The 17,033-nt window shown below is 59.2% G+C and carries 12 protein-coding genes; 5 read left to right on the top strand and 7 right to left on the bottom strand.

Features of this window, described 5'->3' with window-relative positions; genetic code table 11:
- Window positions 1-84: 84 nt before the first annotated feature.
- The 3 genes from C2E19_RS23980 (at window position 85) to guaA (ending at window position 3,986) form a co-directional block, all read left to right on the top strand.
- Window positions 85-633, top strand: a complete 549-nt coding sequence (locus C2E19_RS23980; RefSeq protein WP_129395373.1) for a sugar ABC transporter ATPase — start codon at window positions 85-87, stop codon at window positions 631-633.
- Between the two features lie 206 nt (window positions 634-839).
- Window positions 840-2,309, top strand: coding sequence for an IMP dehydrogenase (gene guaB, locus C2E19_RS23975; RefSeq protein ID WP_053123503.1), 1,470 nt, complete (start codon window positions 840-842; stop codon window positions 2,307-2,309).
- Window positions 2,310-2,408: 99 nt separating this feature from the next.
- Complete coding sequence (guaA, locus tag C2E19_RS23970; protein WP_053123501.1) at window positions 2,409-3,986, top strand: glutamine-hydrolyzing GMP synthase; 1,578 nt, start codon at window positions 2,409-2,411, stop codon at window positions 3,984-3,986.
- Between the two features lie 82 nt (window positions 3,987-4,068).
- On the opposite strand, the gene C2E19_RS23965 is transcribed toward guaA, so the two are convergent.
- Window positions 4,069-7,140 (bottom strand): membrane-targeted effector domain-containing toxin, encoded by a 3,072-nt coding sequence (locus C2E19_RS23965; protein ID WP_256661241.1) that lies wholly within the window; start codon window positions 7,138-7,140, stop codon window positions 4,069-4,071.
- A gap of 173 nt (window positions 7,141-7,313) precedes the next feature.
- Between C2E19_RS23965 and C2E19_RS23960 the strand changes: the two genes are divergently transcribed.
- Entirely contained in the window at window positions 7,314-8,690 is a 1,377-nt protein-coding gene (locus C2E19_RS23960; protein ID WP_129395372.1) for a multicopper oxidase family protein, read from the top strand.
- Entirely contained in the window at window positions 8,690-9,190 is a 501-nt protein-coding gene (tadA, locus tag C2E19_RS23955; protein ID WP_129395371.1) for a tRNA adenosine(34) deaminase TadA, read from the top strand. The genes C2E19_RS23960 and tadA overlap by 1 nt, the downstream gene beginning before the upstream one ends.
- Window positions 9,191-9,886: 696 nt before the next feature.
- Here tadA and cmoB read toward each other — a convergent pair.
- From cmoB to C2E19_RS23920, 6 genes are all read right to left on the bottom strand, one after another.
- Window positions 9,887-10,843 (bottom strand): tRNA 5-methoxyuridine(34)/uridine 5-oxyacetic acid(34) synthase CmoB, encoded by a 957-nt coding sequence (gene cmoB / locus C2E19_RS23950; protein ID WP_129395370.1) that lies wholly within the window; start codon window positions 10,841-10,843, stop codon window positions 9,887-9,889.
- The gene (cmoA, locus tag C2E19_RS23945; protein ID WP_122599174.1) at window positions 10,840-11,583 is read right to left on the bottom strand and encodes a carboxy-S-adenosyl-L-methionine synthase CmoA; all 744 of its coding nucleotides are present in this window, start codon (window positions 11,581-11,583) and stop codon (window positions 10,840-10,842) included. The genes cmoB and cmoA overlap by 4 nt, the downstream gene beginning before the upstream one ends.
- 209 nt (window positions 11,584-11,792) lie before the next feature.
- Window positions 11,793-12,428, bottom strand: coding sequence for a lysoplasmalogenase (locus C2E19_RS23940; protein WP_174823950.1), 636 nt, complete (start codon window positions 12,426-12,428; stop codon window positions 11,793-11,795).
- Window positions 12,429-12,430: 2 nt separating this feature from the next.
- Entirely contained in the window at window positions 12,431-12,823 is a 393-nt protein-coding gene (locus C2E19_RS23935; RefSeq protein ID WP_129395368.1) for a protease inhibitor I42 family protein, read from the bottom strand.
- Window positions 12,824-13,087: 264 nt separating this feature from the next.
- The gene (gene lon / locus C2E19_RS23930; protein WP_129395367.1) at window positions 13,088-15,505 is read right to left on the bottom strand and encodes an endopeptidase La; all 2,418 of its coding nucleotides are present in this window, start codon (window positions 15,503-15,505) and stop codon (window positions 13,088-13,090) included.
- Between the two features lie 795 nt (window positions 15,506-16,300).
- Window positions 16,301-16,675: a DUF6124 family protein gene (locus C2E19_RS23920; RefSeq protein ID WP_129395365.1), complete on the bottom strand. Its 375-nt coding sequence runs from the start codon at window positions 16,673-16,675 to the stop codon at window positions 16,301-16,303.
- Between the last annotated feature and the right edge of the window lie 358 nt (window positions 16,676-17,033).

Below are 17,033 nucleotides of genomic sequence, written 5' to 3'. Positions count from 1 at the left end.
GGCTCGCTCCCACAGGGAACTTCATTCCAATGTGGGAGCGGGCTTGCTCGCGAAGGCGTCAGAAGCCATACCGCAGGACTTTCCATGAATTCGCAAAGCATCATCGTCCCGAAAATCTCCACCCTGCCGGTGCACGAACCCCGGGCGCGGGCGATCGTGCGCTGGTTGGTGCGCAAGAACATCGTCAAGGAAGAACTGAGCACCTGTGGCCGCACCGGCAATCGCATGGCTTACGCGATCGCCGATGGCGCGCGTGCCGTGGTGCTGCATCCACAAGCGTTGCCGTTCGGCGAGCCGATCAATGGGTTGGAGATTGTCACCAAGCGTTGCATCTACACCCCGGCTAAAGGGTTTCTCGAAGAGGCCGGCTGCGCCGAGTGTCGCCGCGAGATCGGCGAAGCACTTTTCGAAAGCCTGGAGGAATGGATGCCCGGGCGCACCGACAACTTCACCTGCCCGGAATGCGGTCACGAAGACGACATCAATGGCTTTCTGTTTTTGCAGGAGTGCGGGTTCTCTAACCTCGGCTTCATCTTCAACAACTGGCTCGAGGCCGGTTTCAAGCAAAGCTTCCTCGACGAATTCGCCGACTGGCTCGACCTGCCTGTCAGCTGGGTAAAAGTCGAACTCTGACCCCCAAACATTCCCTGTAGGAGCTGCCGCAGGCTGCGATCTTTTGACGTTGTTTGTTAAAAACCAGAGCAAAGATCGCAGCCTTCGGCAGCTCCTACAGGGAGCGGGTTTTTCCGTATATCAATTAGGCTGAGTTTTACATTGAACAGCAGGGGGTGTCTGACTATAATGGCGCGCTTCCATTTTCCCGCTCGGGAGCCCCCGCGATGCTGCGTATCAGCCAAGAAGCTCTGACATTCGACGACATTCTCCTAGTGCCTGGTTATTCCGAGGTGCTTCCTAACGAAGTCAGTCTCAAGACCCGCCTAACCCGTGGCATCGAGCTGAATATTCCTCTGGTTTCTGCCGCCATGGACACCGTCACTGAAGCCCGTCTGGCAATTGCCATGGCTCAGGAAGGTGGCATCGGCATTATCCACAAGAACATGACCATCGAGCAGCAAGCTGCCGAAGTTCGCAAGGTCAAGCGTTATGAAGCCGGTGTAGTCAAGGACCCGATCACCATCGAGGCAGATGCCACGGTGCGTGAACTGTTCGAACTGACCCGTCTGCACAACATTTCCGGCGTTCCGGTACTGCACGATGGCGACCTGGTCGGCATCGTCACTTCCCGTGACGTGCGTTTCGAAAACCGTCTGGAAGCCACTGTCCGTGAAGTGATGACGCCTAAAGAGCGTCTGGTCACGGTCAAGGAAGGCGCCGACAAGAACGATGTTCGCGAGTTGCTGCACAAAAACCGCATCGAACGCGTACTGATCGTCGACGACAAATTCGCCCTCAAAGGCATGATGACCGTCAACGACATCGAAAAAGCCAAAGCCTACCCGCTGGCCAGCAAGGACGATCAAGGTCGTCTGCGCGTTGGCGCTGCTGTCGGTACCGGTAAAGACACCGGTGACCGCGTCGCTGCTCTGGTCAATGCCGGTGTGGACGTGGTGGTAGTCGACACCGCTCACGGTCACTCCAAAGGTGTGATCGACCGCGTTCGCTGGGTCAAACAAAATTTCCCTGAAGTGCAGGTGATCGGCGGCAACATCGCCACCGGCGCCGCTGCCAAGGCTCTCGCCGAAGCAGGCGCCGACGCCGTCAAGGTCGGTATCGGCCCTGGCTCGATCTGCACCACCCGTATCGTCGCCGGTGTCGGCGTCCCGCAAATCAGTGCCATCGCCAACGTCGCCGCTGCCCTTGAAGGCACTGGCGTTCCGTTGATCGCCGACGGCGGCATCCGTTTCTCCGGTGACCTGTCCAAGGCCATCGTAGCCGGTGCTTCCTGCGTGATGATGGGCTCGATGTTCGCCGGTACTGAAGAAGCGCCGGGCGAAATCGAACTGTTCCAGGGCCGTTCGTACAAGGCTTATCGCGGCATGGGTTCGCTGGGCGCCATGTCCCAGGCCCAGGGTTCTTCCGACCGCTACTTCCAGGACTCCTCGGCAGGCGCCGAGAAACTCGTTCCGGAAGGCATCGAAGGCCGTGTGCCGTACAAAGGCACCCTGAGCGCGATCATTCACCAACTGATGGGCGGTCTGCGTTCCTCGATGGGTTACACCGGCAGCGCCGACATTGAAGAAATGCGCACCAAGCCTGAGTTCGTGCGGATCACCGGCGCTGGCATGGCCGAATCCCACGTTCACGACGTGCAGATCACCAAAGAAGCGCCAAACTACCGCGTAGGTTGAGCCTTCAAGCAATAAAGTAAGCAACCGGGGCTGTTTGATTCAGCCCCGAGTTGTTTCTGAATCACGACTGTTTCTGAATGACTTAGACGAGACTGAATCATGGCCCTCGATATTCACGCTCACCGCATCCTGATCCTCGACTTCGGTTCGCAATACACCCAACTGATCGCCCGCCGCGTGCGCGAGATCGGTGTGTACTGCGAATTGCACCCGTTCGACATGGACGAAGATGCGATCCGCGAATTCGCTCCTAAAGGCGTCATCCTCGCCGGCGGCCCCGAGTCCGTACACGTCGCCGACAGCCCGCGCTGCCCACAGGCAGTGTTTGATCTGGGCGTACCGGTTTTCGGTATCTGCTACGGCATGCAGACCATGGCCGAGCAACTGGGTGGCAAGGTTGAAGGTTCCGAACTGCGTGAGTTCGGTTACGCCCGCGTTGACGTGGTCGGCAAGAGCCGCCTGCTTGACGGCATCGAAGACCACATCGACGCTGACGGCCTGTTCGGCCTCGACGTATGGATGAGCCACGGTGACAAGGTCACCAAGATGCCGGAAGACTTCCACGTCCTCGCCAGCACCCCAAGCTGCCCGATCGCCGGTATGTTCAACGACGCTCGCGGCTACTATGGCGTGCAGTTCCACCCGGAAGTGACCCACACCAAGCAGGGCGGTCGCATCCTGTCGCGCTTCGTTCTCGACATCTGCGGCTGTGAAGCGCTGTGGACGCCGTCGAAGATCGCTGAAGACGCCATCGCCAACATTCGCGCCCAGGTCGGCACCGACAACGTGCTACTGGGTCTGTCCGGCGGCGTTGACTCCTCGGTAGTCGCTGCGTTGCTGCACAAGGCCATCGGCGACCAACTGACCTGCGTCTTCGTCGACAACGGCCTGCTGCGTCTGCACGAAGGCGAGCAAGTGATGGCCATGTTCGCCGAGAACATGGGCGTCAAGGTGATCCGCGCCAACGCTGAAGAGCAGTTCCTCAACAACCTGGCCGGCGAAGCCGATCCGGAGAAGAAGCGCAAAATCATCGGTCGTACCTTCATCGACGTATTCGATGCCCAGTCGAACAAACTGGACAACATCAAGTACCTCGCTCAGGGCACCATCTACCCGGATGTGATCGAGTCGGCTGGCGCGAAAAGCGGCAAGGCCCACGTGATCAAGTCGCACCACAACGTGGGCGGCCTGCCGGAAGAGATGAACCTGAAACTGGTCGAGCCACTGCGCGAACTGTTCAAGGACGAAGTCCGTCGTCTGGGTCTGGAACTCGGCCTGCCGTACGACATGGTCTACCGTCACCCGTTCCCGGGCCCGGGCCTGGGCGTGCGCATCCTCGGTGAAGTGAAAAAGGAATACGCCGACCTGCTGCGTCGCGCTGACCACATCTTCATCGAAGAACTGCGCAAAGCCGACTGGTACCACAAAGTCAGCCAGGCTTTCGTGGTGTTCCAGCCAGTGAAATCGGTTGGTGTGGTTGGTGATGGCCGTCGTTACGCTTGGGTTGTGGCCCTGCGTGCCGTAGAAACCATCGACTTCATGACTGCGCGTTGGGCTCACCTGCCTTACGAACTGCTGGAAACCGTCTCCGGCCGCATCATCAATGAGATCGAAGGTATTTCCCGCGTCACTTACGACGTGTCGAGCAAGCCGCCAGCGACGATTGAGTGGGAGTGATCCCACACAAGCCTTGATGGCTTGAGTGCTGTAAGCGAAAGCCGTGTGAAATCTGATTTCACACGGCTTTTTTGTGTCTGCGTTACAGCGGCTTCGACCAGCCTGCGAGGCTCATGCCCATTTCATCCAGTCCCTGTAGCAATGACTTGATGCTGTCATAGCGTTTGCCGCTGACCGAAGGCCAGTTCGGGCGTTCGATGTAGAAGCGTTTCCGGTCATTTTCAATGATGGTGCGCACCAGTTCCCTGCTGCGACTGCGATGCACGATAAATGTCAGGTTGGGTTGTTGCTTCAAGGAGTACATGCCGTAACGAGGCAGCAGTGTTTCGAATTCCGCCATGGTGTGCGCGGTCCACGGCGTTTCCATTTGCAGACGAAAGTCGCCTCGCACCAGCGCGGAGCGGTCAAACGCGGTGCCACCCAGAGGCAGGATTTTCCCCGGGTCGACTTCGATGCCAGTGGAGGCTCCCTCGGCAACATCCTCGACTCGAATGCCGATGGCTTCCTCCAGCTCACTGACGCCGGCAACGCCGTCGAAGGTGTTCGAGTGGGAGTTGCCCATCAGTGCGACCCACTTGTGCGCGCCTCGCGCTGCCTGATCGGCACGAATGACCGATCTGGCGAAGTAGTTCATCATTTTCTGTCGTGCTGTGTCGTCGATTACGCGCGCCTGTCCGGACGTGATGTCCATGCCATTGAGCCGGTAGCTCGCCATGCAATCAATGGCCTGTACATGGATGCCTTGTTTTCTGGCTTCCCTGACCAGTTCAAGAAACGTGTAACGCTCCAATGGATCAGTCATGTTGCCGACATCAAGCGCCTTGAGGTAAGACTCGAGATCCTTGGGTATGACGCCGGTACGGAAGAATTCGTCCAGCGCCGCCTGGTGAAAGTCGGTCAGCAGGTGTTCCATGTACAGGGTCTTCACTTGTTTGCTGGCGAGTAACTCCATGTTTTCGATCAGCCATTGTTTACTGCCGATTGCGGTATGACTTTCCCCGATGACCAGCCCTCGGGCATGTTGCAGAATCCTGTCGATGATCTCCTCGGCAGTCGCGTCTGTCGCCAGTACCGGGACGGGAGGGCGTCCAGGCAATTGCAGTGTGGCAAAGAACTCCAAGGCGTCGTGGTAGAGACGTTTTCTGATGACCTTGAAATCGCGGTAGGCATCGAACGCGTTGAGGCTGTCGTAGACATCCCGCAGTGCCTCATCGTCGAGCCCCGCCGCGCCTTGCTCAAGATGCGATTTGAGGGAGGCAGGCACGTCGTATTCGGATGCCGGCAGGGTGGTTATCGATGTTGGGACAGGTTGGCGTTGACCGCGGGATCCTCCCTGCGCAGATGGCTTTCCGCCCCCCTTGAGACCGCCGCGTGGCATGGTTTCCCATTCGCCCTCAGCGTTCAGGCGTATGGCGATGGAACCAGTGAAACTGTCGGGGTTTGCGGGGTCGATTATGGCCCAGTGGCCGCCACCATTGAGGTCGGTTTCGTAACGCACGTAGTAGGCGCAATCGTCGATCATGACGGCGGTGGAGGGCGTTGAGTCGAGCAGGTAAATGCCCTGAAGCTTGCCGGGCTCGCTGCCCGGCGTCAGTCCTTCCAGTAATTCATTGGCTTGCCAGTGTTGCGGTATCGGCGGTCGCGGGATGTCTTCGAGTAATGACGTGGCAGTCGGCGTTTGAACACTGATCGGTGGCCAACCCGCTGGCTTCATGGCTTTTTCGGGCATTGCCCGTTTCAGCTCGTCGGTGTTCTCTACGGTCAAGTCGGCCATTTCCCGAGCTTCTGCGGCATCGACCTCAGGGCCGATCTCCGTCAATGCCCCTGGCCCTTTGAGCACCAGGAGATTGAACAGCATGTCGATGCCGTTGAGCACTGCACCGAGGATCCCGGCCTTGCGTTGCGCGGTGGTTTTTCCGTTGACCGCCTGATCGATGTTCAAACCCATGCCGGCAATGCTGGCGCCGATCACTGGAAGCGCTACTGGCCATCCGACCACTGCCATCGGGCCAAATACTTTGACACCTGCGCTGAGATAACCGATCCACAGTTGCTTGCGCAGATCGCCGTTGGAGGTCAACGAAAGGCTGGCCTCCGCGAACATGGCATCGCGGGTCGAATCGCTCAACCAGGTGAAGGCGTCACCCTCGATCGCGCGGCTCTGCCCGTTGATCATTGAGTGGTCGTAGACGCCCCAGGTTTTCACCAGGCGGTTCATCAGATCGCTGAGGTTATCGCTGACCTGCTGACGGTCAGCGAGGGAGAAATGTGACATCAATCTCTGCCGGGTAGCGTTGTTGTTCATCCGCAGCAGCACCCAGTAGTGCATGTCGGTAGCACTTTCCAATACCTGGAAGGGCTCCGTGTCGCCTGGCAGATAAACGATATGTCGTCCCTTCGCAGCGATAAACCGAAGAGCATTGATGGCGAAGTAGCCGTCGATGTCGAGCGTGAGGACGTTACCGCTACAAGGGTGAGCGGTCTGTAGCATTTGCAGACTGACAGGCCAGGTGAGTGTGCCAATGACCGCTTGTGTGATGAACTGGAAGTCTTCGTCGCTCAATCGCTGTTGGTCGCGTGCCTGCACGGCTTTGACGAGAAAGTTGCATTTGGCCAATGTGCGGAAATGGCTGTTCGAGTTATTCCAGAATGCCGTCAGTTTTTCGCTGTACAACGAGCTGAAGTCGACGCTCCAGAATTCCTTCAGCACCGCGCTTCCGTGCAGGCGCACTTCATTGGATTGATTGAAAGTGCCGGCGCCCGGGCCTGCGGTATAAAAACCACCGTACACGTCAAGTAGATCGGCATTGTCCTGATCGGCGACGCGAAATCGGTGGATCACCAGTTCGGTCAGGGTCATGGTCGAGGTGGGCGTCGCGTGCACATGCTCCCAGCCAGTAAAGGCTTTGGCGCTGCTTTGCGAAGCATCGAAGCGATGAAAGTAGACCTGATCCGGTTCCAGTCCGTTGATCTCATGTTTTTTTAATAAGTCGCTGGCGACCTGATGCGCCTCATCCTGCAGGCTGGGGCAGTTCTGGATGACGGTAGCGGCAATGGCCTCAAGCGCAGCCTTGTCGGCAGCATTGGGCAGGGGGGCTGGTGCGTTCATGCTCTCTATCCTTGAGAAACGGGTGTCGAAGGATGACCTGTTCACTCAACGACTGTGCACTACATAGTTATGCTCTGCGTATGATCAAAATGCTGTATGACGCGGGCGCGACTGCGTCCATCCGCCGCGCCGCCCTTACTGTTTCGCAATTGCAGGTGTATCGTATTTGCCTTTTGCGGGCCTGGCGCCCGTGGCTGATACGTGAGGTGGTTGAGTTCATGTCTTTTACCCGTCGACAAATACTCGGTGGTCTGGCCGGTCTTGTAGTGGTTGGCGTGGGGGCCGGTGGCGCGTCGCGTTACTGGCTGGGCAAGATGGCCGATGCTGAAGCGGGCCACGATTACGAGCTGATTGCCGCGCCGCTGGACGTGGAGCTGGTGCCCGGCCATAAAACCGAAGCCTGGGCATTCGGCCCGTCGGCGCCGGGCACCGAGTTGCGTGTGCGTCAGGGTGAATGGCTGCGCGTGCGCTTCATTAACCATTTGCCGGTGGCGACCACCATTCACTGGCATGGCATTCGTCTGCCGCTGGAGATGGACGGCGTGCCGTACGTCTCGCAATTGCCGGTATTGCCCGGCGAATACTTTGATTACAAATTCCGCGTGCCGGATGCCGGCAGCTATTGGTATCACCCGCACGTCAGTAGCAGCGAAGAGCTGGGGCGCGGGCTGGTCGGGCCACTGATCATCGAAGAACGCGAACCGACCGGGTTCAAGTACGAAAAGACCCTGAGCCTGAAGAACTGGCACATTGATGAGGAAGGCAACTTCGTCGAGTTCAGCATTCCTCGTGAGGCCGCGCGTGGCGGCACGGCGGGGCGTCTTTCGACGATCAATGGCGTGCCGACACCAGTGATCGAATTGCCGGCCGGGCAGATCACGCGGGTGCGTTTGCTCAACCTCGACAACACCCTGACTTATCGCATCAATATTCCCGGGGTCGAAGCACAGATTTATGCGCTGGACGGCAACCCTGTCGAGCCGCGACCGCTGGGCAAGGAATATTGGCTGGGCCCGGGAATGCGCATTTGTCTGGCGATCAAAGCGCCGGCCGCTGGCGAAGAATTGTCGCTGCGCAACGGCCCGGTGCGTCTGGGTACGCTGCGTTCCGTGGCCAATACCGACGCGCCGACTGACTGGCCGAAAGCCCTGCCGGCCAACCCGGTGGCTGAGCCGGATCTGGCCAATGCCGAGAAACTCAACTTCAATTTCGAATGGGTCGGTTCGGTGTCGGTCAACGTCGATAACGGCAAGCCGCCGAGCCTGTGGCAGATCAACGGCAAGGCCTGGGACATCACCGACAAGACTTGTGCGGATCGGCCGATTGCCAGCCTGAAGCTGGGCCAGAGCTATATTTTCGAACTGAAAAACATGACTCAATACCAGCACCCGATCCACTTGCACGGGATGAGCTTCAAGGTGATTGCGTCAAACCGGCACAAGATCATTCCGTACTTCACCGACACTTACCTGCTAGGCAAGAACGAGCGCGCGCAAGTGGCGCTGGTGGCCGATAACCCGGGGGTATGGATGTTCCATTGTCATGTGATCGACCACATGGAAACCGGCCTGATGGCCGCCATCGAGGTGAAGTGATGCGCCAGATTCGCCCTGCGGCGATCATCGACCGCAGCCGTGACCGCGATTTCATGCGCGAGGCCCTCGCCCTCGCCGCGCAAGGCGCAGCCCTCGGCGAAGTGCCGGTAGGCGCGGTGCTGGTGCAGGATGGCGAGATCATTGGTCGCGGTTTCAATTGCCCGATCAGTGCCAGCGACCCGAGTGCCCATGCCGAAATGGTCGCGATCCGTGCGGCCGCGCAGGCGCTGGATAACTATCGGCTGCCGGGCAGCACGCTGTATGTGACGCTGGAGCCGTGCAGCATGTGCGCCGGTTTGATCGTGCATTCGCGGGTGGCGCGCGTGGTGTATGGGGCACTAGAGCCGAAGGCGGGGATTGTGCAGAGCCAGGGGCAGTTTTTTACCCAGGGCTTTTTGAATCACCGGGTGTTGTATGAAGGCGGGGTGTTGGCCGAAGAGTGTGGCGCAGTGCTGACCGAATTCTTCCGCGCCCGCAGAGCAAAAAGCCCCTCACCCTAACCCTCCCGAAACGTCGGACCGCCCGGAGGGAGAGGGGACTGACCGGATTGAATGGGAGAGATCCGCCGACCTGAGTTATCGAGTTGAACTCAGGTTTTGAAAAGCCCAAAGATCGGCTCCCTCTCCCGGAGGGAGAGGGGACTGACCGGATTGAATGGGCGAGATCCGCCGACCTGAGTTATCGAGTTGAACTCAAGTTTTGAAAAGCCCAAAGATCGGCTCCCTCTCCCGGAGGGAGAGGGGACTGACCGGATTGAATAGGCGAGATCCGCCGACCTGAGTTATCGAGTTGAACTCAGGTTTTGAAAAGCCCAAAGATCGGCTCCCTCTCCCGGAGGGAGAGGGGACTTACCGGATTGAATGGGCGAGATCCGCCGACCTGAGTTATCGAGTTGAACTCAGGTTTTGAAAAGCCCAAAGATCGGCTCCCTCTCCCGGAGGGAGAGGGGACTGACCGGATTGAATGGGCGAGATCCGCCGACCTGAGTTATCGAGTTGAACTCAAGTTTTGAAAAGCCCAAAGATCGGCTCCCTCTCCCGGAGGGAGAGGGGACTGACCGGATTGAATAGGCGAGATCCGCCGACCTGAGTTATCGAGTTGAACTCAGGTTTTGAAAAGCCCAAAGATCGGCTCCCTCTCCCTGGGGAGAGGGCTGGGGTGAGGGGTGAATTCACCGCGGTGTTTGAGAGGTTGGGTTACTTCTTGGCGACGATCACGGCACGCATCGGTGCCGGCAGGCCTTCGATGGTTTTGTTGTGATCTTCAGGGTCGAGGAAATCGCTCAGTGACTGATACTTCATCCACTCGGTACCGCGCTGCTCTTCAACAGTCGTGGTGCTGACGTCCACACAACGAATATCGGTGAAGCCTGCGCGACGCAGCCACAATTCCAGCGCCGGCACTGACGGCAGGAACCAGACGTTACGCATCTGCGCATAACGGTCTTCCGGCACCAGCACCTGATGCTTGTCGCCTTCCACCACCAACGTTTCCAGCACCAGTTCGCCGCCCTTGACCAGGCAATCCTTCAGCGCCAGCAAATGCTCGATCGGCGAGCGGCGGTGGTAGAACACGCCCATGGAAAACACCGTGTCGAAGCCTTCGAGATTCGGCGGCAGGTCTTCGAACGGGAACGGCAAGTGCCAGGCATTCGGCTCGGACAGATAACGCTGCACCGCCTGGAACTGGCAGAAGAACAGCCAGTTCGGATCAACGCCAATCACGCTGTTCGCCCCGGCACCGAGCATGCGCCACATGTAGTAACCGTTGCCGCAACCGACATCGAGGATGCGTTTGCCTTTCAGATCCAGATGCGGAGCAACACGCGACCACTTCCAGTCCGAACGCCATTCAGTGTCGACGTGCACGCCAAATAGATCGAACGGCCCCTTACGCCACGGCGACAGGCCCATCAACGCGGTGCGCATTTGCGCGCGGGTTTCATCGTCGCAATCGGTGTCGAGTTTCAGGCCGTTGAGCAGGTCGACTTCACTCGGCTGGATCTTCGGCAAAGCATCCAGCGCACTTTGCCAGCGCTCCAGATCGCCGTGGCCCTTCTCCATTTTCTTGTCGAGTTGTGCTTGCAGGGTGTTGGCCCATTCGGCCAGCGGCGTGCCGGCCAGACGGCGGGCGAGGGGGGACAGATCAATCATGGCAAGGCAATCAACGAGGCAAAGTTAAGACACTGGAACCACGGCACGACTTTCGAGAACCCGGCGGCCAGCAGGCGTTCGCGGTGTTCTTCGAGGCTGTCGGGCTTCATGACGTTTTCGATGGCGCTGCGCTTCTGGGCAATTTCCAGTTCGCTGTAGCCGTTGGCGCGCTTGAAGGCGACGTGCAGATCAGTAAGCAGCGCGTGCTCTTCGGCATCGTTGAAACGCAGCTTCTCCGAGAGAATCAGCGCGCCGCCGGGCAGCAGCGATTGGCGGATGCGCGCGAGCAACGCGGTGCGCTGATCCGGGGCGATGAATTGCAGGGTGAAGTTCAGCGCCACTACCGAGGCGGGCTGGAAGTCGAGGGCGAGAATGTCGCCTTCGATGACTTCGACCGGCAGCAGCTCCTGAAACATCGAATCCTGACCGTTAAGGTATTCGCGGCAGCGTTCGACCATGGCGGCCGAGTTATCCACAGCGATAACGCGGCAACCGTCGGTGCGCACGTGGCGACGCAGCGCTTGAGTGACCGCGCCCAGCGATGAGCCGAGATCGTAAAGTACGCTGTTTGGCTGAGCGAACTGCGCTGCGAGTACACCGAGGTTTTCGACGATGGTCGGGTAACCCGGCACCGAGCGCTTGATCATGTCCGGGAACACCCGCACGACGTCTTCGTTGAAGGCGAAGTCGGGTACCTGGGCCAAAGGCTTGGCGAAAATGCGATCGGGTTCTTTGCTCACGGCGGTTCCGGCGGTGTCGGTGGAAAGGCCGGCATTTTAGCCAAAAGGGCGCTGGGATGCTTGGGTTGTCCGACGTGGCGAGGGGATTTATCCCCGATGGGCTGAGAAGCAGCCCCAAAACCAGTCAGCAAGGAGTGTCAGGCAATCCGCGTGCGCAGGTTTTACGACTGCTGCGCAGCCGGACGGGGATAAATCCCCTCGCCACAGGGTTAGCGGTGTTTTTGGGAGAACGCGGAGGCGGCGATGCCCCACTGGCCGAGCCAGTAGCTGAGGATGATGACGTACGGGGCGGCGTGGAATGGCGATACGAAGCGATCAATGCCGATCACGCTATCCGAAAACACAAACGCTAACGCACCACCCGCCGCCAACAACGCCGAACGCTTGGGCACGTCGGTGCCGAGGCGGGCGAGGGCGCGCCAGAGCATCGCGCTGATTGCCGCGCCATAGATGATGACCGGAACCAGTAAAGGCCCGAGACCGCTGGAAATCAGAAGGCCCAGCAGCACCGCGCCAACTCCGAGGGAAAGCACCAACGGCAGAATCGCCAGACGCTTGCAGTCACTCAGATAAGCCTTCAGATAAGCCAGATGCGCGACCAGAAACGCGCCGAGGCCAAACACAAATAAATCCACTGGCCATGCCAGTAGTACATCACCGAGCAGCGAGAAAATCAGACCGAGACTGATCCAGCGGCGATACTCGCTGGGCGGCGCATCATGCAACCAGCCAAGCAATGCCAGCACGGGCAGCGGTTTGACCAACAGGCAGAGCATCGCCGCATGGGTGCTGAGACCGTAGAGAAACGTCACCGCGCCCATCAGCGCCAGAATCAGCCAGCCCACGATCAGTTCACCGAGATCGCGCAGTCAAAGGTTTCCACCGGCAATACTTCCGGTGCCCATGGCTGTTGCGAGGTCAGGCGCAAACGTCCGGTGCCGGCAGCAAACGCCTGGAAGCGCCAGGTTGAAAGACCCGCTGCGCCGACAACGCCGGCATCTTCCGGATTGCTGTAAACCTCTGGGCTAAGCGCGCGCAGCACGCCACCGGCCGAGTCCTGAATGGCCCAGCGATAACCGGTGGTTGGATTGCTTGGCAGCATGACGATCAGGTTTTGCCCGTTGGTCAGGCGTACCGGGCATTCGCTTTGTTTTTCCACGGTCACGTTGTGTTTCGGTTGTGTGGCGCAAGCGGCCAGCAACGAGAGGGCGAGGGGGAGAAACAGGCGAGTGGGGGACATAGGGTCAGCGGCTCCGGCGTTGGCGACGAACGGCGAGCATAACTGAAGATGAGACAAAGTGTGACAACGCCAAGCCCTCACCCTAACCCTCTCCCAGAGGGAGAGGGGACCGATTGCGGGATATTTTAGAAAGACACCGACCTGAAATAAATCGCTGAATCCATAATCGACTCGGTCTTTCAGGTCGATGTATAGCGCAAGACAACTCGGTCGGCTCCCTCTCCCTCGGGGAGAGGGCTGGGGTGAGGGGCTACGGGCTACCGGTCAGAACAGTACCTTCGCCACATCGGCAAACCGCTTGGCGAAATGCACGGTTATCCCTTCCTTCAGATAATCCGGCAATTCCTCAAAATTACCGCGATTCGGCTCCGGCAGAATCAACTCGAAAATCTTCTGCCGACGCGCCGCAATCACCTTCTCGCGCACCCCGCCAATCGGCAGCACATGCCCGGTCAACGTCAGTTCGCCGGTCATCGCCACGCCTTTCTTCGGCGGCTGATTGCGCGCGAGCGAGAGCAGGGCGCTGGCCATGGTCACGCCGGCGCTCGGGCCGTCTTTCGGTGTCGCGCCTTCCGGTACGTGCAGGTGGACGAAAGCTTCGTCGAAGAACTTCGCGTCACCGCCGAATTGTTTCAGGTGCGAGCTGACGTAGCTGTAGGCGATCTCCGCCGATTCCTTCATCACATCACCCAGTTGCCCGGTGAGTTTGAAGCCACGGTTGAGCGTGTGAATTCGCGTCGCTTCGATCGGCAACGTGGCGCCGCCCATGCTGGTCCAGGCCAGGCCGGTAATCACGCCGGTGCCGGACAGCACTTGTTCGTTGCGGAACACCGGATGACCGAGTGACGCTTCGAGGTCTTTCGGTCCGAGCTTGATCACCGCTTTCGGGTCGTCGATCAGCTTCATCACCGCTTTGCGCACCAGTTTGCCCATTTGCTTTTCAAGCTGACGCACGCCGGCTTCACGGGCGTAACCGTCGATCAAGGCTTTGAGCGCGCTGTCACTGATGCTCAGGCTGCCCTTGGACACGCCGGCCTTTTCCAGCAATTTCGGCCACAGGTGACGCTTGGCGATGGCGACTTTTTCTTCGGTGATGTAGCCCGACAGGCGAATCACTTCCATGCGGTCGAGCAATGGGCCGGGGATCGAATCGAGGGTGTTGGCGGTGCAGACGAAGAGGACTTTCGACAAGTCCATGCGCAGGTCGAGGTAATGGTCGAGGAATTCGACGTTCTGTTCCGGGTCGAGGGTTTCCAGCAACGCCGAGGCCGGGTCGCCCTGGTAGCTCTGGCCCATCTTGTCGATCTCGTCGAGCATGATCACCGGGTTCATCACTTCGACGTCTTTCAACGCCTGCACGAGTTTGCCCGGCTGTGCGCCGATGTAGGTGCGGCGGTGGCCCTTGATCTCGGCTTCGTCGCGCATGCCGCCGAGGCTGAAGCGGTAGAACGGCCGGCCGAGGGATTCGGCGATGGATTTGCCGACGCTGGTTTTACCCACGCCCGGCGGCCCGACCAGCAACACGATGGAGCCGCTGATCTCACCTTTATAAGCACCGACGGCGAGGAATTCGAGGATGCGATCCTTGATGTCATCGAGGCCAGCGTGGTGTTTGTCGAGGATTTTGCGCGCGTGCTTGAGGTCGAGTTTGTCCTCGCCGTAGACCCCCCACGGCACCGAGGTGGCCCAGTCGAGGTAGTTGCGGGTGACCGCGTACTCCGGCGAGCCAGTCTCGAGGATCGACAGTTTGTTCATTTCCTCAGCGAGGCGTTTCTGCACCTGTGCCGGCAGGACTTTGCCTTCGAGGCGTTGTTCGAACTGTTCGAGGTCGGCGCTGCGGTCGTCTTTGGTCAGCCCCAGTTCCTGCTGGATGACCTTGAGTTGTTCCTTGAGGAAGAACTCGCGCTGATGCTCGCCGATCTTGCGGTTAACTTCCGCCGAGATCTCTTTTTGCAGGCGCGCGACTTCGACTTCCTTGCGCAGCATCGGCAGGACTTTTTCCATGCGCTTAAGCATCGGCACGCAGTCGAGCACTTCTTGCAGCTCGGGGCCGGTGGCGGAGGTCAGGGCGGCGGCGAAGTCGGTCAGTGGCGATGGGTCGTTGGGGCTGAAGCGATTGAGGTAGTTTTTCAGTTCTTCGCTGTACAGCGGGTTGAGCGGCAGCAGTTCCTTGATCGCGTTGATCAGTGCCATGCCGTAGGCCTTGACCTCGTCGGTCGGCTCGGTCGGCTGGTGCGGGTATTCGACTTCCACCAGATACGGTGGGCGGTGGTGTTTGAGCCAGGTTTTGATGCGTACGCGGCTCAGGCCCTGGGCGACGAACTGCAGTTTGCCGTTCTCGCGGCTGGCGTGATGGACTTTGACCAGGGTGCCGTATTCGGGGAGGGCGCCGGTGTTGAAGTGGCGCGGGTCTTCCTGGGGCGTGTCCATGAAGAACAGGGCCAGGGAGTGGTGTTCGGATTTGCTGACGAGGTCGAGGGTTTCGGCCCAGGGTTCTTCGTTGACGATGACCGGCAGGACTTGCGCCGGGAAGAACGGGCGGTTGTGGATCGGGATGATGTAGACCTTGTCCGGCAGGTTTTGGCCTGGCAGGGCGAGGCCTTTGCCGGAGGAGGTGTGTTCGATGTGGTCGGTTTCGGTGTAGTCGTCGGGGTGATCGGGGAATTCTTGCTGGTCGCTCATGGGGCACCTGCGCAATGGGGTATGGGTCTTAGATGGGGCAGGCTTTCGGTGGTTTCAATGGGAGGGGATGTTTCTGCTTGTGTGTTCAGGGTTTTGACAGGCGTCACGCTTTGGGGTTGGCGGCCTTTGGGCCGACCATGTTCTTGGGGTTTGGGGGTATATCCGTTTTTTTGGGTGTTGCGGCTGGCGGTTTCGCCCTTACGGCGAGTCACCTTTTCCAGACGCCGAAAAGGTAACCGAAAAGGCTTGCTCCTGCGTGCGGCCCGCTCGCTGGGGCTCGGGGTTCCTTCGCTGCGGGATCGATCCGGGGGGCAGCGCCTACGGTTTGCTGCGCTGCACCTCCTCTCGCTGTGTTTGGCTGCGCCAAACGGTCGCTGCGCTCCCACCCCTGGATCAATCCCTCCACTCAGCCTTCCGATGTCGCTCGTGGATCAAGATCAAGAGCAGGCGAGCTGACACTCGGCCTATTGAGTGGTGAAGAGCACAGGGGTTCGGCTTTTGATTTGCGTTGTTGCTTCCCCTCACCCCAGCCCTCTCCCGAGGGAGAGGGGGCCGATTTGTGGGCTTTTCAAAGCCTGAGTTCAACGCGCAATCGCACGTCGGCGTATCTCTCGCAATCACCTCGGTCAGTCCCCTTTCCCTCCGGGCGGTCCGACGTTTCGGGAGGGCTAGGGTGAGGGGCTTTTGATCTGATTCAGAATTTGGGTACGACTCGGTATTGCACGTCGGCGTATCTCTCCCAAACACCTCGGTCAGTCCCCTCTCCCTCTGGGAGAGGGTTAGGGTGAGGGGTTTTTAGCTGTGTGGCGGAGGTTGGGATATTTCGTGGTTATCCAGCACGCGGTTCACCGCGAGTTCGGCGAGCATGATGATTTGCTGGATCGCCAGAATCGTGCGTCGCTGCGGCAGTTCGATGTAGGCGGCGATGTCGCTGGTCATGAGGCTGGCTTGGGCCAGGGATTCGCAGGCGTGGACCAGCAGGCTTTCGTTGTCTTGATCCGGGGCGACTTGGAACATGGTGCTGGGTTTGTGGAAGCGCAGGGTTAAGGCGTTGGGTTTGAGGTAGTGGTCGAGGGCGCGTTCGGCGGCTTCGTGGAATCGCTTCGAGCCGGGGAATTCGTAGGGGGTGGTGTCTTCGGTTTCGGGTGGATTGGGTGTTGGCTTTTTCATTTGTTGCTCCTCAGGAATTGGGCCATTCCTCTAATTGCCGCGACGCAAAAAGAGGGGTGGCAGCTGTACGCGGGTTCGCGGACCGACCTGAGGCATTCGGCATACCCGAAGGTATCCCGCGTACAGCCACCATAAAACAAGCACTCGGGGTGCTGCTGTTAAGCGGTGGCAATTATGCCCCAGAAGTCGGGCCGCGACGCCCGTTCGCTGAATTTGCAGCGACCCTCAGAGCCTATCCACCCAATTTCCGAGGCACAACCGACGCGACTTGTGGGAAAAACTTCGCGTAATTGTCAGCATCTGTAGGACGAGCACATTTCCCACAAACCAACATATTCCACCCTGTAGGAGCTGCCGA

Origin of the sequence: Pseudomonas sp. DTU12.3, from assembly GCF_004124275.1 — a bacterium.
Classification (GTDB): domain Bacteria; phylum Pseudomonadota; class Gammaproteobacteria; order Pseudomonadales; family Pseudomonadaceae; genus Aquipseudomonas; species Aquipseudomonas helmanticensis.
This window is presented reverse-complemented; position numbering and strand designations above follow the sequence as displayed.